This is a genomic window from Gracilibacillus halotolerans (assembly GCF_014206945.1).
Taxonomy (GTDB): domain Bacteria; phylum Bacillota; class Bacilli; order Bacillales; family Amphibacillaceae; genus Gracilibacillus; species Gracilibacillus halotolerans.
On sequence record NZ_JACHON010000004.1, the window covers coordinates 1 to 24799 of the forward strand.

The 24799-nt window shown below is 35.2% G+C and carries 24 protein-coding genes and 1 pseudogene; 10 read left to right on the forward strand and 15 right to left on the reverse strand.

Annotation, left to right across the window (positions count from 1 at the left end; all coding sequences use genetic code 11):
• Positions 1–192, forward strand: a pseudogene (locus GGQ92_RS16290) (DDE-type integrase/transposase/recombinase); the annotation flags it as partial.
• A gap of 455 nt (positions 193–647) precedes the next feature.
• On the opposite strand, the gene GGQ92_RS06670 reads toward GGQ92_RS16290, so the two are convergent.
• The 3 genes from GGQ92_RS06670 to GGQ92_RS06680 are packed head-to-tail and all read right to left on the reverse strand — an operon-like array spanning position 648 to position 6753.
• Positions 648–1409, reverse strand: coding sequence for a tellurite resistance TerB family protein (locus GGQ92_RS06670; protein ID WP_184246017.1), 762 nt, complete (start codon positions 1407–1409; stop codon positions 648–650).
• Positions 1410–1424: 15 nt separating this feature from the next.
• Entirely contained in the window at positions 1425–4349 is a 2925-nt protein-coding gene (locus GGQ92_RS06675; RefSeq protein WP_184246020.1) for a DEAD/DEAH box helicase family protein, read from the reverse strand.
• A 1-nt stretch (position 4350) separates the two neighbouring features.
• Positions 4351–6753, reverse strand: a complete 2403-nt coding sequence (locus GGQ92_RS06680; RefSeq protein ID WP_184246023.1) for a site-specific DNA-methyltransferase — start codon at positions 6751–6753, stop codon at positions 4351–4353.
• A 170-nt stretch (positions 6754–6923) separates the two neighbouring features.
• On the opposite strand from GGQ92_RS06680, the gene GGQ92_RS06685 reads away from it, so the two are divergent.
• Positions 6924–7079: a hypothetical protein gene (locus GGQ92_RS06685; RefSeq protein ID WP_184246026.1), complete on the forward strand. Its 156-nt coding sequence runs from the start codon at positions 6924–6926 to the stop codon at positions 7077–7079.
• A gap of 3 nt (positions 7080–7082) precedes the next feature.
• Entirely contained in the window at positions 7083–7502 is a 420-nt protein-coding gene (locus GGQ92_RS06690; RefSeq protein ID WP_184246029.1) for a hypothetical protein, read from the forward strand.
• Positions 7503–7555: 53 nt separating this feature from the next.
• Here GGQ92_RS06690 and GGQ92_RS06695 read toward each other — a convergent pair whose 3' ends face one another.
• The 5 genes from GGQ92_RS06695 to GGQ92_RS06715 form a co-directional block, all read right to left on the reverse strand.
• Positions 7556–7714 carry a hypothetical protein gene (locus GGQ92_RS06695; protein WP_184246032.1) on the reverse strand — a complete coding sequence of 53 codons (159 nt, stop codon included), beginning with the start codon at positions 7712–7714 and terminating at the stop codon, positions 7556–7558.
• 129 nt (positions 7715–7843) lie between these two features.
• The gene (locus GGQ92_RS06700) at positions 7844–8599 is read right to left on the reverse strand and encodes a class I SAM-dependent methyltransferase (RefSeq protein WP_184246035.1); all 756 of its coding nucleotides are present in this window, start codon (positions 8597–8599) and stop codon (positions 7844–7846) included.
• A 135-nt stretch (positions 8600–8734) separates the two neighbouring features.
• Positions 8735–10843, reverse strand: coding sequence for an MMPL family transporter (locus GGQ92_RS06705; RefSeq protein WP_184246038.1), 2109 nt, complete (start codon positions 10841–10843; stop codon positions 8735–8737).
• Positions 10844–10940: 97 nt separating this feature from the next.
• Positions 10941–11516 carry a TetR/AcrR family transcriptional regulator gene (locus GGQ92_RS06710; RefSeq protein WP_184246041.1) on the reverse strand — a complete coding sequence of 192 codons (576 nt, stop codon included), beginning with the start codon at positions 11514–11516 and terminating at the stop codon, positions 10941–10943.
• A 57-nt stretch (positions 11517–11573) separates the two neighbouring features.
• The gene (locus GGQ92_RS06715) at positions 11574–12233 is read right to left on the reverse strand and encodes a DUF3298 and DUF4163 domain-containing protein (RefSeq protein WP_246384158.1); all 660 of its coding nucleotides are present in this window, start codon (positions 12231–12233) and stop codon (positions 11574–11576) included.
• 149 nt (positions 12234–12382) lie between these two features.
• Between GGQ92_RS06715 and GGQ92_RS06720 the strand changes: the two genes are divergently transcribed.
• The 3 genes from GGQ92_RS06720 (at position 12383) to GGQ92_RS06730 (ending at position 14443) form a co-directional block, all read left to right on the forward strand.
• Positions 12383–13105, forward strand: coding sequence for an alpha/beta hydrolase (locus GGQ92_RS06720; protein WP_246384160.1), 723 nt, complete (start codon positions 12383–12385; stop codon positions 13103–13105).
• Between the two features lie 154 nt (positions 13106–13259).
• On the forward strand, positions 13260–13685 hold the full coding sequence (locus GGQ92_RS06725; protein ID WP_184246044.1) for a GNAT family N-acetyltransferase: 426 nt from the start codon (positions 13260–13262) through the stop codon (positions 13683–13685).
• Between the two features lie 74 nt (positions 13686–13759).
• Positions 13760–14443: a DUF421 domain-containing protein gene (locus tag GGQ92_RS06730; RefSeq protein WP_184246047.1), complete on the forward strand. Its 684-nt coding sequence runs from the start codon at positions 13760–13762 to the stop codon at positions 14441–14443.
• 185 nt (positions 14444–14628) lie between these two features.
• On the opposite strand, the gene GGQ92_RS06735 is transcribed toward GGQ92_RS06730, so the two are convergent.
• Positions 14629–14907 carry a hypothetical protein gene (locus tag GGQ92_RS06735; RefSeq protein ID WP_184246050.1) on the reverse strand — a complete coding sequence of 93 codons (279 nt, stop codon included), beginning with the start codon at positions 14905–14907 and terminating at the stop codon, positions 14629–14631.
• An 80-nt stretch (positions 14908–14987) separates the two neighbouring features.
• Here GGQ92_RS06735 and GGQ92_RS06740 point away from each other — a divergent pair, with 80 nt between their 5' ends.
• Entirely contained in the window at positions 14988–16052 is a 1065-nt protein-coding gene (locus tag GGQ92_RS06740) for a C45 family autoproteolytic acyltransferase/hydrolase (protein ID WP_184246053.1), read from the forward strand.
• Positions 16053–16132: 80 nt separating this feature from the next.
• Here the strand turns inward: GGQ92_RS06740 and GGQ92_RS06745 are convergent, their stop codons facing one another.
• Both GGQ92_RS06745 and GGQ92_RS06750 read right to left on the reverse strand, forming a co-directional pair.
• Positions 16133–16360: a hypothetical protein gene (locus tag GGQ92_RS06745; protein ID WP_184246056.1), complete on the reverse strand. Its 228-nt coding sequence runs from the start codon at positions 16358–16360 to the stop codon at positions 16133–16135.
• A gap of 83 nt (positions 16361–16443) precedes the next feature.
• Positions 16444–16812, reverse strand: a complete 369-nt coding sequence (locus tag GGQ92_RS06750; protein ID WP_184246059.1) for a CotO family spore coat protein — start codon at positions 16810–16812, stop codon at positions 16444–16446.
• A 165-nt stretch (positions 16813–16977) separates the two neighbouring features.
• Between GGQ92_RS06750 and GGQ92_RS06755 the strand changes: the two genes are divergently transcribed.
• From GGQ92_RS06755 to GGQ92_RS06765, 3 genes are all read left to right on the forward strand, one after another.
• Positions 16978–17460, forward strand: coding sequence for a CotY/CotZ family spore coat protein (locus GGQ92_RS06755; protein WP_184246062.1), 483 nt, complete (start codon positions 16978–16980; stop codon positions 17458–17460).
• A gap of 185 nt (positions 17461–17645) precedes the next feature.
• Positions 17646–19181, forward strand: a complete 1536-nt coding sequence (locus GGQ92_RS06760; protein WP_246384162.1) for a glycine betaine uptake BCCT transporter — start codon at positions 17646–17648, stop codon at positions 19179–19181.
• Between the two features lie 179 nt (positions 19182–19360).
• Positions 19361–19927, forward strand: coding sequence for a hypothetical protein (locus GGQ92_RS06765; RefSeq protein ID WP_184246068.1), 567 nt, complete (start codon positions 19361–19363; stop codon positions 19925–19927).
• Positions 19928–19930: 3 nt separating this feature from the next.
• On the opposite strand, the gene GGQ92_RS06770 is transcribed toward GGQ92_RS06765, so the two are convergent.
• From GGQ92_RS06770 to mgtE, 4 genes are all read right to left on the reverse strand, one after another.
• Positions 19931–20323, reverse strand: a complete 393-nt coding sequence (locus GGQ92_RS06770; protein ID WP_184246071.1) for a thiol-disulfide oxidoreductase DCC family protein — start codon at positions 20321–20323, stop codon at positions 19931–19933.
• A 101-nt stretch (positions 20324–20424) separates the two neighbouring features.
• A complete protein-coding gene (gene fabI / locus GGQ92_RS06775) occupies positions 20425–21204 on the reverse strand; it encodes an enoyl-ACP reductase FabI (RefSeq protein WP_184246074.1) in 780 nt (259 codons plus the stop codon).
• A gap of 190 nt (positions 21205–21394) precedes the next feature.
• Entirely contained in the window at positions 21395–23245 is a 1851-nt protein-coding gene (locus tag GGQ92_RS06780; protein ID WP_184246078.1) for a monovalent cation:proton antiporter family protein, read from the reverse strand.
• A 16-nt stretch (positions 23246–23261) separates the two neighbouring features.
• Complete coding sequence (gene mgtE / locus GGQ92_RS06785) at positions 23262–24635, reverse strand: magnesium transporter (protein WP_184246081.1); 1374 nt, start codon at positions 24633–24635, stop codon at positions 23262–23264.
• Positions 24636–24799 lie beyond the last annotated feature (164 nt).

A 24799-nucleotide genomic window follows, 5' to 3' on the forward strand; every position in this document is an offset into this window, starting at 1 on the left:
TCCCAACATGGGTCGGTTTCCTATGTGACTTTGTTTGTGGCATATTTTAATTTCTTACGGCCACATGCTTCACTGGAAAACAAAGTTCCTGTAATGATTCCAGAGCTTGAAAAGATGCCAAATATGCCTGAAAGATGGACAAAACTTATATCAATGGCTCAGGATTTTTTGACGGAGCAGCAATCGGCCTAGCTTTTGTTTAGCTGAGCCCGACAATTCAGCCACCGGCGAAGCGAACCCTTGACAAACCGAACTAGACAGCGATTTATACTAGTAAAAGTCAAGGGCTATTTGTCATGCCTACTTTTGTTCCCTTCGCCCTTGACACCCCACAGGTAAATCGTTGTCGTGTTTGTCAAGGGCGATGGCGGTTATTTTTCTCCTTCAAAATAGATGAGAGTTTTTATTATGGGGTAGTTTTCATAGAACTTTTTACACTACCGGCCATTTATAGCAAGCACCAATTATTTCCTACCTTGATTTCATACTCCAACAAGGGGAGAATAATTTGTAAGTATTCTCAAATTACCTCCACATATTATATTCAACAAAAAAAGTGTTTCTCCTGTATGGAGTGCACTTTTAAAGGGTAAAATTAATGAACTTAATAAAGTATATACAATAAAAACTTGGCTAATGCCAAGTTTTCATTGGTGCAACGCTTTAACTAAATCACTTTTAGTAGCGAAGCTCTCTATTTTTTCTCTTTTTATCCTAAAGCCTTTTCTCGGATATAATGAAACAAAATGATTACCATGTTGATTTTTATGAAAAGTATCTATGTTACAGCGAAAATATTCATAATGCTGATCATGAATATACAGAAACAACAAATTGGCCGGTACTTGAATAATATCTCGTAATAACTCCTCATAACTTAATAGTTGGCCATAGCCGACTGTATATTGACCGTGATTTTTTTCTTCGATTAATAATGTTTTATGAGTAGCAGAATTATATAATAAATAATCAATATCGATAAAACTAAAGCCCGCTCCCATATTCGTACGGAACCATTTACTCAAATAGCCATGCTCAACATTTTCACCCGCTGTTTCTTCCGTAACATTCACAGACCAAATGGAAATATATTCGGGTACAATCTGTCTAATAATTTCTTCCTCTTTCACACCTAATGAACCGTCTATGAGCAGTAAATACCGTGTTTGAGGATCCTTATTAATTCGGTAAATTGCGGATACTACAAAAATATCTTTTATTACAATAATTTCTTCATTCAGTTGATTCATAATCTCTTCCAAAGCAGTTGGTCTCAAACCTGTGCGCTCTCTTAATACTTGTTTGTTGATAAACTGAGATTTTGTCACATAAAGTATGTTTCTTCGAAATTGTTCCGATGACCAGAGTCTTGTCTGGCCATCTCTTATATTTTTCACATAAAATCTCAAATGTTATTCCCCCAATTACTTATTGAACTGGAATAAATCTTCTATCTCACGGAACCAGTACTGAGCATATCTCCCCGTAATTGGTTCTTGGTTGTATAGTTTTAGATCCACCGTTACGGTTAAATCGCCATATTGGAAAATTTGATTTTCAAATAGCTTGCTATAACCCTCTACTTTAGATTGATAGGAAGAATATTGCTGCCCTTTTGGATCAACGAACACTAACTTCAAGTGGTTATCTTTTTTCAACCAAAACAGAAAATCTGGTTTGAATTTTTTCCACTTATTATTATCAAAGTATGGAATAAAAATATTATCTAAGTTCTCATCTAGTTTACTGAAAAACCACTGATCCAATTCCTTAGCGGCATTGTAGTCATCCGATAGGTATTTCTCTAAATTCTTTATGAAAGTGACTTCACTCTCCACATCGATAATATGCTTCATGTAGCTCTGTTCCTCAACATCTGAATAAATATATGGGACATAATAATGGTGTGATGAACTCTTGAAATGTAGATCACGATATTTCGCTTCTCTTTTCGGTGACATACTTTTTTCAAAGAGTACGGCGAAATCCTCAATGCTAATTTCTCCGGCTTTTTGCTTTTCAATGAGCTCTTCTTTTGTATAATCCGGTGAATTATTTGTCTCGATTTCGTTCATTATTTGCTGAATATCTTCCCAAGAATCCTCTTCTACCTTTAAGCTACGATAATGCTGTATATCATCTTCATTCACCATTCTAAAGCCTTCTACCACTTTTTCTTTCATACTTATATGAGAAGTTAAACGTTCCATTAATAGCGTTATATCTTTATATAACATTTGTTCATCCAAAATCACGTGGTTCGGTTCCTGCACCATCTTCCGAATTCTGTTTACTTCGTCTTCCGTTAGGACATATTTTATCATTAACAAATGATTACTCATGGAATGGATGTATTGCTGTAACATAGTGAATGATTTTTTCGCTAATCGAAAAGGCGGCAATTGTGTAAATGTTTGATTCGTATAAGTAGGAATAAGCAACATGTCATCTGCTAAATTTTCATTTCGCTTTAGTTTTACATCCTTCCATTCCTGACTTGGTCCTTCTTCCCGGATACCCTTCACAATTTCACGTATAGCGGACTTGTTTGTTGCAAAAATGAACAACGTTTCTAAGGCATTAGCGTAATTTTCTACCGCTCGATATTGCTCTTCCGATACGACGCCTTTTAACACTAGGTGACTTAGTCGCTTTCTCTCTGATTCAATTGGCTCAATTCGCACACCTCTTCCCGCTGACTGCATCACATATTTCTTTGCAGCGTCAGAGGCACCAATATTAATATAATTGAGAATATTTGGTCGGGTAGAGTCCCAGCCTTCATAAAATGCTCTTGAACCAAGTAGAATATTTATGTCTTCGCTGTTGTTTAAACGGCTAAAGTAATTCTTTTGAGAGATACTTTTGATAAATTCATAGCCGCTTAAATGGTCTTTTATCCACGGCCCAATATCACCAATTTTTATTAAAGCAAATGGTGAAGATGTTTGATCACTAGATTTCAAGCGAAAAGCTAGTTCCTTTTTATCGTTAGAAGTGATAACTTCAATACTTCCTTGTCCTTTAGAATTAAATACTTCCTGCCAAATATCCGACATTTGTAACACAGCAAAGATATCATGATTAATTGCCACGTTGCCATTGTTGAATTCATAATTAGGGTGCTGCAAAATCTCTTTGTAGAGCTCTTCCTTTGCCACTTGGAATATTCCTTCATCGATTTGATTGGACGCAATCTTTTCTAACTCTCTAAAAAACAAAACAAGATCGGATTTTACTTTATTAACGGATTGTACCAATGTAATCATCAATGGACTATGATACATCGAAGCATCTATCTCTTTTATTTTCCGATAACACTTTTTAACATAGGCTAACAATAATAATGATTTTAGGACGATTTTTTGTTTATCCAATTCTGTAAAATCATCGTCTTTTTTACTAAAACTCGTATATTGAGCATTCGTCACATACATGTTTTTCCCATAACCAGATTTGATAAAGTTGGACAACTTAAAGTCTTTAACAGTAGTTGCTATATCTAACTCATCTGTAAATGTGGCTGAAAAGTTAAAGGACATGCCATTACGGGATAAAATCGAATAATACGTCTGTCTTTTAGAATCATCCTTGTCACCCTTGTGTGCTTCATCTAAGAATAAAAACCAATTTCCATTATTATCGTACTCTCTATAGTCCACTAGAGATTCTTTCTGTTCATCACTAATCAAGTCCGAACGATAATAAAAGATTGGGATTTCTCCTAGACGAATTCGTTGGTTAGTCTTATAGTCATTAAACTCTTTCAAATTAATCATTTCGATATAAGGGTTATCTGATTTCCGATTAAACTCGTCCACTAACTGTTTTGTTTGGTTGATTAAGTCTTCAGAAGGAGCTAGAAATAAGAAATCATGAGCAGGTATTTCTTTGTTTTTAATTAATCTGTCCAGCATCGCAAAAAGTTTTATAATAACAAGACTTTTCCCACTGCCTGTAGCCATCCAATAGGACATCCGATTAATAAAATGATGACCTTTGATTACGTCTTTTTCAGGTGTGAAATAAGAGGAATATAAGTCATATTTCCAGCTATCTTTCTTCGTTCTTTTTAAATCAAATGCCTGTGGGGACAAATTTTTAACCGTTAATCTCTGAAATAGCTCTTTCTTTCTTCTTTCGTGTACGAACGGTTTTTCTCCTGGTTCATAGTCTTCAATTTGTTGGTAAAAGTAATACAATGCTTTCATTGTCTTTTCGATCGCATCGATTTGGTAATCAAAGAGATTTTTTTCATTGGAGAAATGTACATAATCATGGAATGACCATGTATCTGGTAATTCTTCCAAGTTGATATCTTCTGCCAATTGTTCCAATAGAATCTTCATGTTAACACCACCATACGAAGGCTTTGATATCTTCTACATTAATATTTTTTAAATCAATTACACTTCCGTCGTCAAAATAAGCCTTATCTTCTGTTATCTTTTTAATCATGACTCCTTTTTGACAGGAAATAGACTCTGCAATATCGATATCATCATACAGTTTACGTAAATCAACGGATGATTCCTGAAACTCTAGTTTGTCCGTAAGTTTGTCGTCACGCATAAAAATATATTGCTCAAATGGGGATTCGTTTAAATTAAATAAGCTGACATTATCATCTTTATACGTAGCTTTGTTCAGAGTATCTTCGTATTGCTCTAGCGTATAATACTTAAAGAATCCTCCACCCTCATACTCTACGTCTTTGTCGCGGGAGATGTTTTCCTTAATTCCAGAAACAATCCGTTTCATACGTCGTAAAATTACAGTTGAAAAATGGTCTCCCATCTCTACTCCAACCCATTTTCTTTTCAATTTCTGTGCAGTAGCAATTGTAGTACCTGATCCTAAGAAGAAATCAAGTACGATATCATCTTGTGAAGAAGCTGACTGAATAGCTCGTTTTAATAAAGCTTCAGAGTTTTCTGTTTTGAATCCTTGACTAGAACTGTAGCCAGTAATGTCTGTCCAATTTGAATCCAAAAGCTCTGTATCTGCTGTTCGATATTCAATAAGTCCGTTAATTTTTTCTCCATTTAAATCAACATAGGATTTATCTAGATTAAGACGAATCCTACCTTCCTCTTTCATTCGATCTAATGTCGATTGTTTGAACGTCCAGTGCCTTCCCTTTGGTGGATAATATGTTACTCCGTCCAACACCCTTTCTGGTGGTCGTCGAATACCTGGGGAGTGTGCTGCTATCCAAGCGGGTTCTTTCTCTCTCTTTTTATATTGAGCGTAATATTTCACTTGGTTAATATCCTTCGCATAATAGAAGAGACTGTCTGTAGCTACGTTATAACCCGTAACACCAGGGAAGATTTTTTTCGTGCGATTCACTACTAGCTCATTAAGGAAATTACGTTTCTCAAAAATATCGTCCATTAATAACCGAACAAGGGCATTTCCATTATAGTCACATCGCAAAAACATACTACCGTCTTCTTTTAACAACTCTTTCGCTAATCGCACTCTATTTTCCAGAATTGTAACCCAAGTAGAATCCTTATATTTAACGGAATAGTGATATTCTCCCTCTGACTCCTTATTAAACGGAGGATCAATATAGATAGCTTGAATTTTACGCTTGAACTTCGGCAAAATCGTATTCAATGCTTGATAATTTTCACTATGAATTAGCCATCCGTCGAGTGCTTCATCTAAATGATCAAATAAAGCTAATATAGATAACTCCTTATCTTTAAAATACTTTGTATCTATTGCCAAATACGGATAGTCTGATTTATTTTCTAATAGATGCTGAACCGTGAATGTATCTGGTACAATTTCGAATTCTTTCCATTCCTCAACTTGCTGTTCTATATTACGGTGTTCGATAATTTGCTGAAATAAGTCACCTGTTAAACGATCTACACTAATAACATAATGACTATTTAATGCGAATTTCGGCTTGTTCCAAACCTTCTTTAACTCCTCTTCAAATTGTGCAATAAAAGCGATTAACTGATAAGCTATATCCTTTAATGCTTGTAATTGTTGCACTCTCTCCGCTGAAAATTGATTCATTTCTTTAAACGTATATTGGTATAACCAAAGCTCAAATTGTTCTTCTAAGAAAGCTTTGGCATCTTTATTAATGAAATAATCATACGTCGATTGTTTTTTAAACGTAGCTAATGCTGTTGTAATTGTTTCCTCTGACAGAGTTAAGCCACTCTTTTCAATTCCTTTTACAATTTGATCAAGCTTCGTCTTTCTTCCTCTTTCTGAATACTGCACAGTAAGATATACCGTTTCCTTTTTCACATCATGAAGTTCGAAAATGAGCTCTTTTTTCTCATTACTCTTTTTATACTGTAATTCTGATGTATCAAAGTGAAAAACTGTATCGTCTACCGTGATTTTTGCATTTTTAATGATAACATCTGATTTTACGTAATAAAGCATATTCGTTTTATAGAAGAGCATGATGTCTTTGTGATCTGTATACACCTTTTCATACACACTTTTATGAAATGGAGTCTCATTAAAGTAGAGTGATCCATTTTTAGTAAAATAACGAGAAAAGAACGAATGTAATTTATCGAATAATTCTTCTCTAAAATCCGGAAAAGAGGATATTTTTTCTGTAATATAATCATTTAATTCTGCTTGAATATCCGTGTAGTACTTTTGCTTCATATTTAATAAATTAATATATCCTGATTTACCTTCGATTTTCGCACCTACGAAGATATCTTGTAATTGTTCTAAAAACTTCTTTTCATTGGATCCCTGCATCAAACGTCATCCTTTACTCTTTGTTTTGCCTGTTATTATTCTAGCACAGAATGTTTGTTTTGCCCAGCAATTATTACTAAGGGAGCGCAGGCTGAAATAATGAAATCTTGATATACATCAATTCTTTTTCCTTGTTTTTACTGGATAATAGAGATAAGGAGTTGATGATGATGCAAAATAATAATCGAACGAACTGTAATTGTTACGAAGATGTTGACCGAATGATTAACGAGGGGTTAGGTGGTGGGTTTATTATTCATCAATATGATGTAGAAAAACTGAAAAAGCCTGAACCAGAAAAGCTTTCAAAGAGATGTCAGTGTTGATTAATGATAAAAAGAATAATTCTATTTCTATTGTTTGCTAGCCTTATTGTTCTTCTTATTACAAGTGTTATTCTTCAGCCTAATCATAAAAAATTAGCAGAAACCTTAACCGTAAAAACCGACAACATCACTCACTTGAAAATCACTAATTTAGCTGGAGAATATCGAACAACTACAGACCCACAACAAATCCAATATCTAATCGATTATTTAAACACAATGACGTATAAGCGGCTAGTTGATGACCAAACTGCTTTCATGCCTACTCGAACGATTATTATTTATCTATTTGAAGGGGAAAAGGTTGATTTCATTATTCCTTATGGACAAGAAGCAATGATCAATAGGAAAGTATATCAAATAGAAGACGGATATATTGAGTCAAATTTTCTCGCTGATTTTCACGATGCTTTGCTAGAGTAGGCACTTTCATAACGCTTGGTTTTAGTGTATCCAGGCGTGTTTTTTATGCAATTTCATAATAGAAATTTTTCAATCCCCCGGAATAGTAAAACGATTGCATATAATGGAACTGTAACGATGATGGTCCCTGCAAGATAGTAGCTAATCGGTTTTGCAATAAACGTTAAAAAGTCAAAGATTGTATCTGCTATCGTATCCACGATTCTCAACATTAATATCCCCCATTCCATCTGTATATCCTTTAAATTAGACTCACTCTTCACCTTAAATATTTTACGAATCCATAGGTTTATTGAACATCTTATTATACATAATCTATAGGGTCCAACCATTTATGTAAATCATTTCCTTACTTTAAACACGATAAAATTTGGACTTCTAAAATCGTCTCTGAAAGAAGGACGTTTTTCCAACATTTCCTCATTAGGTGTAGGTTCAATTAGAGATTCCAATACAAAACCAGTTTGGAGTAAAACCTTTATATAGCTTGTTAATGTTCTATGAAATAACAACATGTTCTCCTTGTCGCCATATCTTTGTTCATACACGCCTTCATAAAAATAGTTATCTACGTTCCAGTGCAATTTTTCACCGTTAATAGATTTCTCCCAACCTGATTCTGGCGTAATAAAACAAGGGTGCAATATCGAGAATATAAAGCTGCCATCCTTTTTTAATAAACGATACATCTCTTGAAATGCTTTTTCAAAATCTGCAAGGTCTTGGATAACCATATTGGATACAATTAAATCGAAACTTTCGTTTGTTAAATGATTGAGATTCTCACAATTCCCATGTTGGTAATGAATCTGTAACTCATTTGAAGTTCTAGTTTTTGCTATCTCCAGCATTCTTTTGGAATAGTCCACTGCAGTTACGTTAGCACCAGACTGAGCCAACATTCTACTCAAATACCCTTCTCCACATCCTGCATCTAATATATGCTTATTCGTGACATCTCCTATTAAGTTAAGTAAGGTAGGGTTTAGCAGAACCTTTTTATGAAGGTCTCCTTGTTCTGTATGATTCTCTGCATATTTATCTGCAAATGTATCCCATCTTCTAACCGATTCATCTGTATCAAACTTTTTAATCATAAAATCTCCCCCCATTTAGCATATTCTATATAGTTCTCTATTAGTCTTTCATTCTCCTGCAAGCTCCTTAATAAATCGTTGTAATGAAAGAATCCCTGCCAATGACATGTACAAAGGCAAGGAGTTTATTCGTTACTAATTCTCTTTAGGTTTATCATCTTTCTCTAGTAAGACAAGCATACCTGGCAACAATACTCCTCGGATAAGGAACGTATCCATTAAGATACCTATTGCTACAATAAAACCAAATACAAACAATAACTCGATTGGCTGTGTCATTAAAACTGCGAAAGTTGCTGCTAGGATTAACCCCGCAGAGGAAATGACGCCTCCAGTATGGGCTACTGCTGATGCTACAGCTTCACGCACATTCAGATGTTTTCGCTCTTCTAAATAACGTGAAACAAGCATGATGTTATAATCAATTCCTAGCGCAACAAGAAAGACAAACGCATATAACGGAACTCGGTTGTTCATATTCTCAATATCAAAGAGTAAATCAACTAAGAACATACCAAGACCTAATGCAGCAACAAAAGATATAACGATAGTCGCCATCATATACAGCGGCATTCGAATCGATTTAGTTAAAAAGATTAACATGAAAAAGATAAGCAATGTTTCTAAAATGATAATAATCATTAAGTCTCTATTATTTACTGTTCTATCATCTACTGCACCAGCTGTTTCTCCCGCAAAATAGAGAGAACCTTCTATACCTGCATCTTCTAAAATCGAATCTGATTGCTCGATCATATTTTCTAATGAATCCATCGCCTCCAAAGCATAAGGATTTACTTCAAATGTTAGTAGTAATGAAGCTGCCTGAAAATCATCTGTGACTTGACTTTGCTGAACATTTGCAACCATATCTTCATCTACTAATATATCTACTATTTTATTTATCTGGTCCTCGGTCATTTCATCGTTTGCTTCAATTAACACGGTCGTTTGAGCCAAGTCGCCAGGTTGAAATTTATCCTCTAGTATTTCATATCCAACCCTAGAAGGCATATCCTCAGGGAAAGATTTTAATGTATCGAATTCGTAGTCGATTTGGAAAATGTTTAGCGCACTAATTAATAGAAATGCACCTACTATTATTACCGACAACGCAGGCTTTTTAGATACGAAGCGTCCTACTCTACTCCAAAACGCGTTTGGTTTTGTCTCACTCTCTCCTACTTTTGGAATGAGTGGCCAGAATGATTTTCTTCCAAAGATAGTAAAGATAGCTGGAACGAATGTTACCGACGCTATTGTAACAACAACCATTGTGACAGAGAATAATGGTGCAAAATTATTCGTGTCTCCAAAATTTGCAAAAAATAAGATAAGCATTGCAGCTAATACTGTACTACCAGAGAAAAAGACCGGGAGTCCTACTCCATGCATTGCTTGTTTCATAGCTTCATGTTTGCTTTCTTGCTTTCTTAGTTCTTCACGATATCTTGAAAAAACAAATAATGAATAATCAACTACAGCTGCAAAGAGCAATATAGACATAATCGATAATGCCTGTGTCCCCATTTGAACGCCCGCAACTTTTCCGACTACCCCGAGAAGCTGATTCACAACTTGGTATACAACACCAGCCGCTAGCAATGGAATTAGCGCTAATGCAGGAGAACGATATATAACAATAAGTAAAATGAGTATAATTCCGACAGTAGCTAATATTAAGACAACATCCGCTTGTGTAAATAAGTTTTTCGTATCGACGGATATTCCTGCTGGTCCTGTTACTTGTATTTCTATGTTTGTGTGCTCTTCAATCACATCATATAAATGCTCAATTGACTCATCAATTTCTCCTGTATCAAGAGATTCATCGAAGTTCATTGGAAGAGTTGCTGTTGTACTATCCTCTGAGAAAAAACCTTGGAGAGCTTGTATTGGGATTTGGTCAATTGGGACAATTTGATTCAATCCATTTATATTTTCCTCCGAAATTTTTTCAAAGGCGAGAGCAAATTCCTCTGGAGTTAATTCTCCATCCTTAGCCTGCATCACAACAATTGCAGGTATCCCATCATTGCTCTCAAAATATTCTTCTAACTTATCCTGAGCCACGACTGACTGCATATCGTCTGGAAATGGTTCGAGTCTCGATACTTCATATTCCCGTGCTCCTGGGGCTAAAAATGTAAGCAAAACCGTAAGTATTAGCCAGGCACCAGCTATTACCCATTTCCCATTTTTGCTACTCGAGTAATCTGTTATTCTATTTAAAATTTTCTTCACTCTCTACACTCCTTAATGCAAAAATTACCATTAACAAAAACAAAAGTGACACAAGTGTTACTTTGCTATTATTCCATCATCGTAACACTTGTGTCAATTAATTATCTATGACAATACCATGGCTTAACATAAACCTGATATGTCCTATCCATTCTTCTGTAGGTAACTGTTCATGATTCGGTAAATCAATTGTATTAAAAATAAAACCAAGTATGAGACTATCCGGTAAATGAGCAGGAAATTTCTTTTGCTTTTTACCTTTCGTGACAAACTCTTGTAAGGAGTGATACATTTCCAGATGTAGAGAGCTGATTCGTTTACGATTCTCTTCGGTATACTTACTGTTTATCTCAGGTAACTTTATTGCCATTTCTCTAATCCGTTGATTGTCTTTATCAGCAAGAATACTCTGAAGCAAGGATTCGAATTGACTGTCGAAGTCGTCCAACGTACCGATATAGGTTAGATGTTCAATAAATTTCTCCATTTCATAGACCATGTAATTCGTTATAAGATGATCCTTGTTCTTGAAGTATTTGTATATTGCACCTCTTGATACCTTTAGATTGTCTGCTAAAATTGAAAAGTTAAATCCTTCATATCCAACTTCGAGAAGTAGTTCCTTTGTCTCTTGATAAAGATCCTCTTTTGTAAACTTGCGCTCGCGAGCCATTTTATTCACCTCTCTCCTTATTATAGGAGAAAAGCCACGTAATTAAAATGGCTATCCTTAGTCATATAACTCTTCTGGTATCACGATTTCTTGGTTTCCTGACACGTACGGAGCAATTTCGTATTGCTGAAAAACTAACGTAATCCCTGTGTCATTAAAATAAAATGCTGTATCCTTCGTTAATATGACATCTTCTTTTTTTAAATCCGGATAAAATATCTCAGGTCTTTCGATTGCATATTCCCATACGTAATTTTGAACATCTTTCAGTTGATCCTCACTCGTTAAAATGTCCGTTAAATAGATACGTGTTCCTTCCGTAGTATCGTAATTAAATGATTCTACTACGGTATTCCCATGTGCCCCACCCGTATACATATAATTACTCGTTAAGATACTTAAATACGGTGGCTGGTTATATTTGACGTCAAAGTCTGTTTGGTAATCTGATTTATAATTATTTTCCTCAGCATCTTTGCGGATTTCTTCCCATTCTTCTGCTGAGTTTTGTATATACGTTGTGAAATCATTATTTATTTTTTCTTCAGCTTTCTTTGAGGATAATTTCTTTACTTGCGGATATTTCAATTTTGATTGATCTTCATATAAATGTTCTTCAACCACTGCAGGTTCTTCTTTCCCCTCTTTTGCAACGATTGTCCCCATCGCAAAAAAAGTGAATATAAGACAAGTAAAGAGAAGCATATTCTTTTTCATGTACATCTTACTCCTTCTTTTTTGTTTAGCTTTCTCTATCTTCCTCTCTTCCATTCACAAAACAAATTTATAATCAAATCATCTTATGATTCGTTGTTTGTATGTTAAACTACTGACAAGAAGAATATATAGATAAAGGTAGGAGAATGATGGTTAGAAGAAGAAAAGGGAAAATGGATTCTTTACAAATTTCCAGTAATTATTTACACGAAAACATAGAAGTTACTTGGTATTTACCAGAGGGGTTTACTCCCTTTAACGATTATCAGCTTGTTTTCATGCAAGATGGTAATGATTACTTCCAAATGGGAAGGATCGCTACTCTCAGTGATACATTGCATGATGATGGCGACATTAATCCTACTATTTTCGTAGGCATTCATTATCAAAATCGTTATGACCGTTGGGATAAATATCATCCAGAAGGAAAACAAAATGATACCTACACATCTTTTTTAGTAAAAGAAGTCCTTCCCGCTGTCGAAGATGAATTACATATTACACCAATTTCACGTGCCTTAATGGGAGATTCACTCGCTGGAACGTTTGCATGGATGACGGCTACAAGTTTTCCATCTACGTTTCAAAAAGTTATTATGCAGTCACCTTTAGTTAATAAGAATGTCCTTATTCAAGCACGTAATATGAAACAGTCAGATCAGCTTGAAATTTATCATTCGATTGGATTAGAGGAAACGGAAGTTCATACAACTAGTGGTGATGTGACAAATTTCCTTCAACCCAATCGGGAGTTGAACAGACTGCTGAGTGAAACATGTGAGAACTACATATACAATGAATTTGACGGAAATCATACTTGGAAATATTGGCAGCAAGAACTTCCAACGATATTGAAGAAGATGTTTCGCTAATCTTTTGCGATGTTACATAACTAGTTGTAACGTACACCAAACTAACTATTACGTCACCCAGGATGGGCTATTATGTACGTCTAAGCGTATAAACTACGATATGAATCTAGACCCATAGCCAAACTATTAACAATACTTTTTGAGGAGATTTACGATGAATATATTAATTGCAACAACAGATCAACATCGAAAAGATGCTTATTACGTTCGCGAAGAAGTATTTGTGAAAGAGCAAGGTGTTCCCATGACACTTGAAATAGATGATTTAGAAGAAGAGGCCATTCACTTTATAGGCTATCAGGGTAATCAACCAATTGCTGCAAGTCGAATGAGATTTGTAGATGATTACGCAAAGATGGAAAGAATTTGTGTTCGTAAAAATTCGCGCGGGAAAGGCTTAGGAAAAGAAATACTATTAGCCATGGAAAATAAGGCACTTAAAGAAAATATTAAAAAGGCAAAGCTTCATGCCCAAGTTCAAGCAAAAGATTTTTACAAATCATTAGGCTACTCTGTTCTTTCAGATAAGGAGTTCATGGATGCCGGTATTCCGCATGTTGCTATGGTAAAGAATCTTTAGACTTTCTTATCCAATACATTATTTTATCCTTTTTGGTGAAACTATTACGTAAAATGCCAAAGGGGGATAAACCGATGTATGGTTCTATATTTATCGAGATATTGTTCGGTTTTGTATTATTATTCTTCGTTGCAAAAATGTTGGGAAAAACGCAAATAAAACAGTTAACCGCATTCGATTTTGTCTCGGCTCTCATTTTAGGTGAATTGGTTGGGAATGGATTATATGATGATAAAGTTGGGCTCTTAGAAATTGCCTATGCTGTTTTTTTATGGGGGGCATTAATATATATAACAGAAATAATTACTCAAAAATTTAAAGGAACGAGAAAGATGTTAGAAGGAAGTCCTGCTATTGTGATACATAAAGGACAATTACAAAGAGAGATTATGAGGAAAGGGAAATTAGATATCCATCAACTTTTACACTTACTTCGCAGTAAAGGTGTATTTTCTGTACGCGAAGTAGATTATGCTATTTTAGAACGGGACGGTTCTATTTCCATCCTTCATAAATCCTCCTTTCAAAACCCTACAAAGAGTGACCTTGACGTACCTTTAACACCTGTACATTTGTCTTTTTCATTAATTAATGATGGCGAAATAATCATAAACAATCTACGTGAGATTGGAAAAGACCGTACATGGTTAAACAACGAATTAAAGAAACAAGGATTTCCTTCTGTAGAGGACGTCTTTTATGCCGAATATATTAAAGGACAAAAGTTACTAATTCAAGGATATGAGGACAACTCATAAAACCATTTAAAAAGGGAAAAGCGTCTTATTCACCTCCCGACAAGCTTAAGAAAGACTTGACGGGGTGTGCTTTTCCATACAATAGCATTACCGTATACTACTTGAGCTAGTAAATTTGATTTGGATATTGTTTCTTAAACGAAAGAATACATGGCTATTTCGCCATGTATTCCAAATATATTATCTTATATTTTCGTATCTAGAAAAAGGCCTTTCTCATCCAAGTCATTCATAAATGTGTGATTCACGATCACTTGTTGGCCCGTATTTTTTAGTTTGTTATCTTTATCATAAATAAAATTATTTTCCGGGACTAACAATTTCTCTTCTTTCACAGAATCGTATTGCATATTATTTTGAATCGGATAAACCCGGTCAACTAAAAAGGGCCTCTGCTTCTCTTTCATTACTCTTTGATGATATTGTTGGTAGGTAAGTTGTTGAACTGGTGCAATATATCCCATGACTGTCCCTCCTCGCCTATTACTAATCTATACCCTTTATTCATCCGCTATAAACATATATATAACTAAAGGTGATCTTAATGAAAAAGATATTTACGAATATTATACAATTCCGTGGTAGTCATTATGACTTTGGATTGGAGCAAGGAAAGCAAATAAAAAATTCTTATATTATTAAAAACAGAGAAAATCAATGGAAGATTAGAAAGCCACAATTTCGCATTGATCCTATAGAGACAAAGAACATCTTTCAAAATGTCGGTTCAAAAATCTGGGAAGAATTAGAAGGCTTGCAAGATGCACTCCAATGGCCAATCGAGCGTGTATTATTAGAATTTGGTGGTTATCGCAATCAAATCGTTCGATCAGGTTGTTCAATTTTAACCGGACATGATTACATGATACGGAATTATGATTATCACCCTAAAACGTATGAAGGTCGTTTTTTAGTTTATCAACCTACTGACAGTGGTAATGCATCAATTGGTGTTAGTCAACGTATCACTGGTAGAGCAGATGGTATGAACGAAAAAGGTTTATCGATGGGTTATACGTTTATACATCGTAAACGTCCCGGAGATGGATTTGTTTGTCATATGATTGGAAGACTAATTTTGGAATTGTGTGATACTGTCGAGGATGCTACAGCACTTTTAAAGGAAATACCACATCGTGGCTCTTTTAGCTATGTGTTGAAGGATACGTCTAATACGGATGCCCGAATCGTGGAAGCGTCCCCTCGGAATGTCGATGTTCTAACTGGTAATCATTGTACCAATCATTTTCTAAAACAAACGGAAGAGAATCGCCATTATTTAGAAGATTCCAAACGACGATATAACGTTTTAGAAACAGAGACTAAACAGGAAATGAACGCTAAAGAAGCCTATTACTTATTAAATGATTTGGATAAGGGACTTTTCTCGACAGATTATCGAAACTGGGCTGGTACAATTCATACGTCTGCTTATTTCCCAACAACGCTATCTGTTTGGTTTGCTTTAGGCAATAATAAAAATCCAAGCACACTCGACTTCTCTAGCTGGGTTCAAGGTAAAGATTTTGACGACATTTTACTATCTGGTGAAATCGACACAGATATTCCATTCTTACATATGGAAAGGGCAGATTGGTTCCATAACTGACGTCTGTCATAGCTAATCTAAGTAAAGAAAAACCAAGGGGTATCCTTCTTAGGTAAATCCCTTGGTTTCGTTTCATCGTTCTATATCCATGAAAATGGTGGTCTTTGCTGATCATCTTCACGCTCGTTATCTTCTTCCTCTTGCACATTTTCTTCCGGAGTCTCTCGTACCTCTTCTTCTCCTGTTGCCTCAATTTCTTCTCTTCTTGGACCAAAAAATGGATCTCTACGGCGAGGGGGGATAATCTCAACGTTTTCCGCATGGATCTCTAAATTTTTCACATGTATCACTTTTTTGTTTTCAGACACCTTTTTCACTCCTTCATATCTATTCAACACTTATAAACTTAGTCAATATATCGTATGCATAGAACAATTGACATGCTACTGGGCTAAAACCCAAATAGATTTACTTCCTCAATTTCATCTAATTGAACCGTTATTTCTTTCTTTCTCCCTGGTAATAGGAGCTCAACGCTATTTTCTTCGATTGACTGAATATACCCTACAAACTTTCTTAGGTCTGTACGTATTTCACATTTTACTTTCGGTGCATAAAATGGTTGAGATAAAAAATATTCTAGCCGTTCCTCTATGTTCATATCTAAAAATTTCTTTTTGTTTTTTTTGGATACGTTTCTCTCTTCTTGCTGCATTGCTTTTTCTGCTTTTCCTGAATAAGTACTTTGCATATGTCGCTCTGTGAATTGAATTGATGGTTGCGTAATATACATCTTTGGTTGCTCATTTTTTCTATCCAATCTAGTTCCCTCCTGTCACCACTTTCTATATTAATTATATGAAGAGAGCCCATTTATTGTGAAATGGAAAAAGAACTTTCATAACAGTGGCAAGCGTCTATACGTTATATGTGACCATACATACATTATATTGTTAGTATTTATTTTTGAAGGAGAGGATTTTTAATGGGTAATTGTCATAAAGAAAGTGGTTCCAATTGTGTGGCAGATGTATTGCGTCTTATTGCAGATAGACAGGACGATGTAGAGGATCAAAATTGTAGTGTAAGCTGTATGCGTTCTATTAATGAGCTTGTTTCTCCTGCAATTACGAGTAACGTGAATACTGTGCCATTTATTCTTTACGGTAAGGATAATACTCCTTTTACTGGCTACGGTGCCAATGTTGTATCCAATGGAAGTCCAACATTTGATTGTGTAAGCACGTTTATTTTTAGAGTATCAGAAGTAAGTGAAGATGATTCTTGTGCAGTACTTGAATTATTAGAAATCGGAACGCCTGTGGCCAATACAGATAACCCATGTGATCAAATCGGTGGAGAAGAAGTAGAAGATTTATCACGCACTGGTATTTGTATAACTGTAGATTTAGATTGTTTCTGTGGTGTTTCTTGTCTTCCACCAGTTGCGCTTCCACCTGCACCATAAATCTATATAAACCATGCTAGATTTTACCCTTTTGTCTATACAAAAGGGTTTTTTTCTTGCAATTTACTTCCAACATGTTAGGATGGTTGATGGTTTATTTTTTCTCTACATAACATTGCTTGGATAGTTGTTATGAATTTAGGGAATATATATATGAAAACAAAAATTTAATGAGGGATGATTACTTGAGTAAAAATTTATCAAAAGTATTTTATATTTCATTAGCCATATGTTTGTTATTCATTGGTTGGGGACTTATTCCAGAATCTGTCTGGGGAACTTGGAACTTAAATAACATCACGAGTACAATTCATGCTTTTTTAGTATCACGTTTTGGATGGTTCTATTTATTAGTTACTACAGGATTCTTAATCGTAGCTATCTTTTTGATTTTTTCTAGGTATGGAAAAATTAAACTAGGTCAACCAGATGACGAGCCAGCCTTCAACTATTTAACCTGGTTCGGAATGCTATTCAGTGCTGGTATGGGTATAGGGCTAGTTTTTTGGGGAGCTGCAGAGCCTATTTCCCATTTAAACTCTCCACCTTATGCAGTTGGGTCAGAAGCAGTTGCTGCTACTACTGCGTTACAGTATAGCTTCTTCCATTGGGGATTACATCCTTGGGCTGTCTATGCTACGTTAGGACTTGCACTTGCCTTTTTTCAATTTAAGAAAAATTCACCTGGATTAATAAGTAGTACTCTACGTCCTTTATTTGGAGATAAAATGAATGGTGGATGGGGAACTACGATAGATGTAATTGCGGTATTTGCAACGGTATTTGGTGTAGCAACCTCACTTGGTCTAGGTGCACAACAGATTGGTAGTGGATTAGAATTTATAACGAATGGTATCGTAAATAATATCTCAACCCAACTTGTTATCATTATTGTCGTTACCGTTTTATTTATGCTTTCTGCAATTACAGGGCTTAAAAAAGGGATTAAATACTTAAGTACAATCAATATTGTTATCGCTATTTTATTAATGCTATTTCTTTTATTTACAGGTCCAACAAACTTTATTATGAATTTCTTTACTAATACTTTAGGTAAATATATTTCGAATCTACCTGAAATGAGTTTCCGTATGGCTCCTTTTAACATGGACAATGCCGAATGGTTAGAGGATTGGACGATATTCTATTGGGCATGGTGGATTGCTTGGGCTCCATTCGTAGCAACCTTTATTGCTAGAGTATCACGCGGGAGAACGGTAAGAGAATTCGTAATCGGTGTATTATTAGTTCCAACACTTTTCGGTGCTCTATGGTTTAGTGTTTTTGGAGGTGCAGCCATCTCCTTACAAATGGAAGAGAGTGCAAATATAATCGAAGTGATGAACACGCTTGGAAATGAAGCTGCATTGTTTACAGTCTTGGAAAATTACCCATTGTCCGCTATTATGTCCGTTTTAGCTGTTCTACTAATAAGTACGTTTTTTATCACATCAGCGGACTCCGCCACATTTGTTTTAGGAATGCAAACAACGTATGGAAATTTGAACCCTAGTACAAAAATTAAATTAGTATGGGGTGTTGTACAATCAGGTACTGCTGCAGTTTTACTTTGGCAAGGTGGACTGGGAGCACTACAAACAGCTTCCATTATCGCCGCGTTTCCATTTGCAATCATTATGATTCTTGTGGTCATTTCTATATTCAAAGCTTTCCAAGAGGAAGCACGGTTAAATCCGTTGAAAAGAAAACGTGATCTATAATCTCTAATAAACATAATCGAGAGAGTTTATTCGTCTGTAAACGGCGATTAAACTCTCTTTTTCATGGCTAAAAGTAAAGAGATTATAATAATTTAAAAATTGCGAGTGACAAAGGGAGGGTTTCGTAATAAAATGGAAATAAATAGACAGTGACAATGGAAGAGACAGGAGAATGTGCAATGGTAAAAAAAGAGAAATCGGTTTATGTTCTCTTAACTGATACTGGTACATTATTCACAAAGGTAATTAAATGCTTTACTAATGCGCCGTATAATCACGTTTCCATCGCGTTCGATGAAAACTTATTTGACATTTTTAGTTTTGGACGTAAATATCCTAGGAACCCACTTATAGCAGGATTTATTAAAGAGGATGTATACGAGGGAACGTATCGTTATTTTTATAATACTCGATGTCTATTACTTAAGATTGACGTGTCTTACATGGAGTACGTGCGTCTAAAGCAAACTGTTCAACAATTCTATCAAAATAGACATATTTATTCCTATAATTTATTAGGGCTTATTGGTGTTGTCGTTCATTATCCAATTATGCAAAAAAATAAATATTTTTGCTCCCAGTTTGTAGCTGAAGTATTTGAAAGAAGCGGTATTGAGTTATGGCATTTACCGCCTGCTCTTGTTACACCGAATCATTTTTTATCCCATCCACGTTTTGAGATTGTATACGAAGGAAGGTTATACGACTATCCTTTACTAGGAATACGTTCGCCTTCTATTATTTAACATTCAATCTAAAAATCGCTTTTTATCTTCGGGTGAGGGAATCATACAGCTTTCTCGCTTCCCAAACCATTTATAACGATTTTTTGCAACGATTTTATAAACAAAATCTCTTATTGGCTTTGGTATCACAATCAATACATATAAAAAACGTATAGGTCCTTGTAAATGACGAGCAATTTTCAATGCAGCGGTTGACATCGTAAAATACTTCTTGTTTTCGATAATTATCAAACTATCTAATTGTTCTGGTATTTTATATTCTTTTATTAATTTTTCACCGATGTCACTTTGTAAAGATGCGAATTGAAATTGTTGCTTGGGATCCCTCTTAATGATAAATTGAACGCTTTGATTACAAAAGTTACAAACTCCGTCAAACAAGATAATTTTCTGCATCAGTCACACCTACCTTCTCTCTAAATTATAATCGTTAAAATGCCTTCTTCCTATAAAAAACGCTCCAAAAGATAAATTTCTTTTGGAGCGCTAACACGCAATTAGGATAATCCTAATATATTATATCCTGAGTCTACATGGATAATTTCACCTGTAACACCACGGGATAAATCACTCAGTAAGTAATATGCCGTGTCCCCTACTTCTTCTTGTGTTACGGTTCTTCTCAATGGTGCTTCTTCTTCTATCTTCTTAAGAATCGTATTGAATTCACCGACTCCCTTAGCTGAAAGTGTACGAATTGGACCAGCAGAAATTGCATTAACACGGATTGCATCTTTACCTAAGTCATTCGCTAAATATTTCATGCTCGCATCAAGACTTGCTTTCGCGACACCCATCACATTATAGTTTTTCACAACGCGTTCGCCACCTAAGTACGTCAACGTTACAATTCCTCCACCTTCTGTCATTAGTGGAGCAGCTGCTTGTGATACACTTACAAGAGAATAAGCACTTATATTATGAGCTAATAGAAAACCATCTCTACTCGTATCAATAAACTCACCTTGTAGGTCTTCTTTCTTAGCGAATGCGATACAATGTGCTAACCCATGGATTGTACCAACTTCTTCTTTAATATCATTGAATGTTTTCTTTATAGATTCATCATCTGTTACGTCACATTCATAAAATAACGCATCCTGACCTTCTAAAGTCGCTACTAGATCCTTTACAGGCTTTTCAAATCTTTCGCTCGCATATGTAAAAATAAGGCGTGCACCTGCTGCATGAAGCGATCGTGCAATTCCCCAAGCAATACTACGTTTATTAGCTACTCCCATTACAACATACGTACGACCTTCTAGAGAAAAATTCATTTCCTAACCTCCTAAAGAGTTTGGTTTTATTATTAATACTTGTTATTAGTACCTGATACTATTTTATATGAAAGATACAAGAAACTCAAACTTTTTAAAAAAGTAATTAAAACTTTTTTAGTTATCTATATTGCAAATACAGAAAAGCCCAGACTTTTTTCTCGAAAGTGTCTGGACTTTTGTTGTTTTTTTAGATGTATTCAAGCAATTGCTGTAATTCGTCAACATACTCCTGTGATCCTGTTACGATTAAGCGGTCATGTAAGGCTAGTTCTGTGTCTCCATGAGGTACAATGGAAACATCTCCACGGAATATTCTTACCATAATAACATCACCAGTAAACGGAAACTCGCGAATAGCTACCCCATCAAATTGGGAATTATTTAAGATTATCTCATATAGGGCATTATCTTGATTCGTCAAAATGTGCACAACATTCGGAGCCTCAATAAACGCCTTAAGTAATGTCTTAGCAGATAACAAGACGGAGAAAACATGAACGTCCAAATCCCTAAGCTTCTTCTGAAGAGCAGGAACTTCGATACGTGCAATAACTCTCTCGACATTCTTCTCTTTAGCAATCTCCGCAATCTCTGCATTCTTTTCTTCATCTGCCGTAGAAACTACTAATATGTCATGCTCAAAGACGTCATTTCTTTCTAATGTTTCTATATCATAATTTTCTAGCTGAATCACATCAAAAACGGTTCTACTATTGTTTTCTTCAATATTCTCATGCTTTGTATGGTATAAATGTGTTTCAAATTCATTTGAATCTAATTCTCTAACAACTGGCATTGTTGCTTGATTTGTCCCAATAAACGCGACAGTTTGCGTATAATCGGCTTCTTCCGTATTAACAAACAACTTTTTAAAGAACGGTGGTGTAATGATACATGATATAACAGCAACTAATATAAGTGCACCGTGCATCTCACTGTTGATTACTCCAATCCGCTCACCAATTGTTGCTGCGGCGATTACTAATGACAAGGTCGAAGTAAGGAGCATACCAGCAGCTATTACAGTCTTCATGTCATACCATTTTCTTAATAGTAAAACCGGTATGAATTTAGAGATAAGTAATGCTATAAATAGTAGCGGAATAAGAGCTAATATTTTTGGTTCTTGGAATAATGCCCATAAATCTAATTCAACCCCAACCATTACAAAGAATATTGGAATTAAGAAACCATAACCAAAGCTATCTAGTTTCTGTACTAAATCTTGATTTGGTGCAAGTAAAGATACAAGTGCACCTGCTAAAAAGGCACCTAAAATATTTTCCGCACCTACTGATTCTGAAAGAGCAACTAAAAAGATAATGAGAGTAAATACCGCTCGTGTTCCAATCTGAATGGTTCCTTTGGACATCCCTTCAAAGAAGGACTGATTTCTAAAGTATTTACCAACAAAGTATAACAGTAAGCCTGCGCCAAATAACAGTAACAATAACCACATGTTTCCTGATTCAGCATCACCATAGAAGGAAACAAATACAGCTAATAAAATCATTGTTGCAAGATCAGCGATAACCGCTATTAGCAATATGGTTTGTCCAATTGTTGTCTGCATAGCATTCTCTTCTTTAAGTGTCGGAACAACTACACCTAAAGAAATTGTAGAGATAATTAATGTCATTAAATACACATTATCCATGAATCCAAAAAGAACGAATAAGTAAGATAAACCAAAGGATAAAATTAAAATGGCAAAAAATATGAGTGTAGCTAATACAACAGCGTTTGGACCTTTCTTCTCCTTCTTCTTGTTTTTCCTTCCTTTACTCGAAAATAAGGAAAAGTCAATTTCAAGACCACTCAAAAACATTAAGAAAATAAAGCCTAAGGTAGATAAAGTTTCTAACCAGCTACTTTCTTCTACTAAATCAAATCCTGATTTACCAATAATAAGTCCAATAATAATTTCTGCTACTACGACCGGTATCATCTTTAGTTTAAGACGGTGTAGAAGGATTGGAGTTAAAAAGGCAGCTAATATAACGATTACTAACGACGAAATAGATCCTGCATTCTCCAATGTGTATACACTCCCCTCAGTTAGTTAGCAGCCCCATAAAAGTGGTGGCAAGACTAAAATAAATTAATATAGAAATAATGTCATTTAATGTCGTAATAAATGGTCCAGAAGCAACAGCCGGATCAATTTTCAACCGATGCATTACAAGCGGCACGAATGCCCCAGCAATTGTTGCTACTACCAATGTAGCCATGATCGAAATCCCGACTAATCCCCCTAAGTAAATATCTTTGTACCAGAAAGCAACAATTAAAGTAATTAAAATTCCACAGCATGTCCCAGTGATAACTCCTGTTTTTGCTTCTTCCCAGATGATTCTCTTCGTATTAATTTTTTCATTACTGCTACTTGCAGAAAGATTCCTTACAGCAACAGCTAGCGCTTGCGTCCCCGTGTTTCCCGCCATTCCGGCAATAAGAGGGATAAAAACTGCCAAAATAGCCACTTGATCCAATGTTTCTTCAAATCGTCCAATAATACTAGCAGTAAACATTCCTAAAAATAGTAGGATGATCAGCCAAGGCAGTCGTTTTTTAGCTGAAGCAATTGCTGTATCATTAAGCTTTTCAACATCGGAAAAACCAGCTAACTTAGAATAGTCATCACTAGCTTCTTCTTCCATGACGTCCATAATATCATCTACCGTAATAATACCTAATAAATGTTCTTGAAAATCTACAACAGGAAGTGCGAGAAAATCATAATCTCTCATCATTTGTGCTACTTCTTCCTGGTCTTCCCCTGCAGGAACAGAAACTACACGTTCACTCATTACTTCTTTTATAAGAAAGTCGCCTTCTGCGATAATAAGATCACGTAATGAAATAACACCTACTAATTTTTTATCCACATTTACCACATAAAGATAATAAATCGTTTCCGCGCCAGGTGCTTCTTTGCGAAGATGTTTCATTGCTTCTTTAACGGTCATATCTTCTCGAATGACAACATATTCTGTCGTCATGATACTACCAGCCGTTTTTTCTTCGTAGTGAAGTAACTTTTTAATCTGTTCTGACGCATCTTTACTCATGACCGTTAAAAAGCTTGCTACCATGTTTTTATCATCTAAGTCATTTAATATATCAACAGCATCATCAATCGCCATTTCTTCTAATACTTTCGCAGCAAATTCAGGAAGCATCTCCCCAATAATGTCTACTACTCTATCACTGTCTACTTGTTCCATCACTTCTGCCATTTCCTGTGGAGCTAAATAGGAATAGATCAACAGCCGAACATTTTTTTCTTGCTCTTCAAAAATTCTCGCTTGGTCGTATGGATGAAGTTCAAGAAACTCAGCTCGAAAAAGATCAATTTTTTCCTGCATCAATGCTTTCTCAATTTCATTCCATGCTTTCATTCTCTCTTCTCGATCTAATTGTTCCATCTTTTCCGACCTCCCATCCAGTTATGGGGAATTTATTTTAATGGTTAAAGAATACCACAAATATCGATAATACTAAAAATATGTAGAAAAAAATATATATTTTTAACATTCATTTTATAGTTTTCAAATTAAACCAGAATGTTCTATACTATATATTAGTCAAC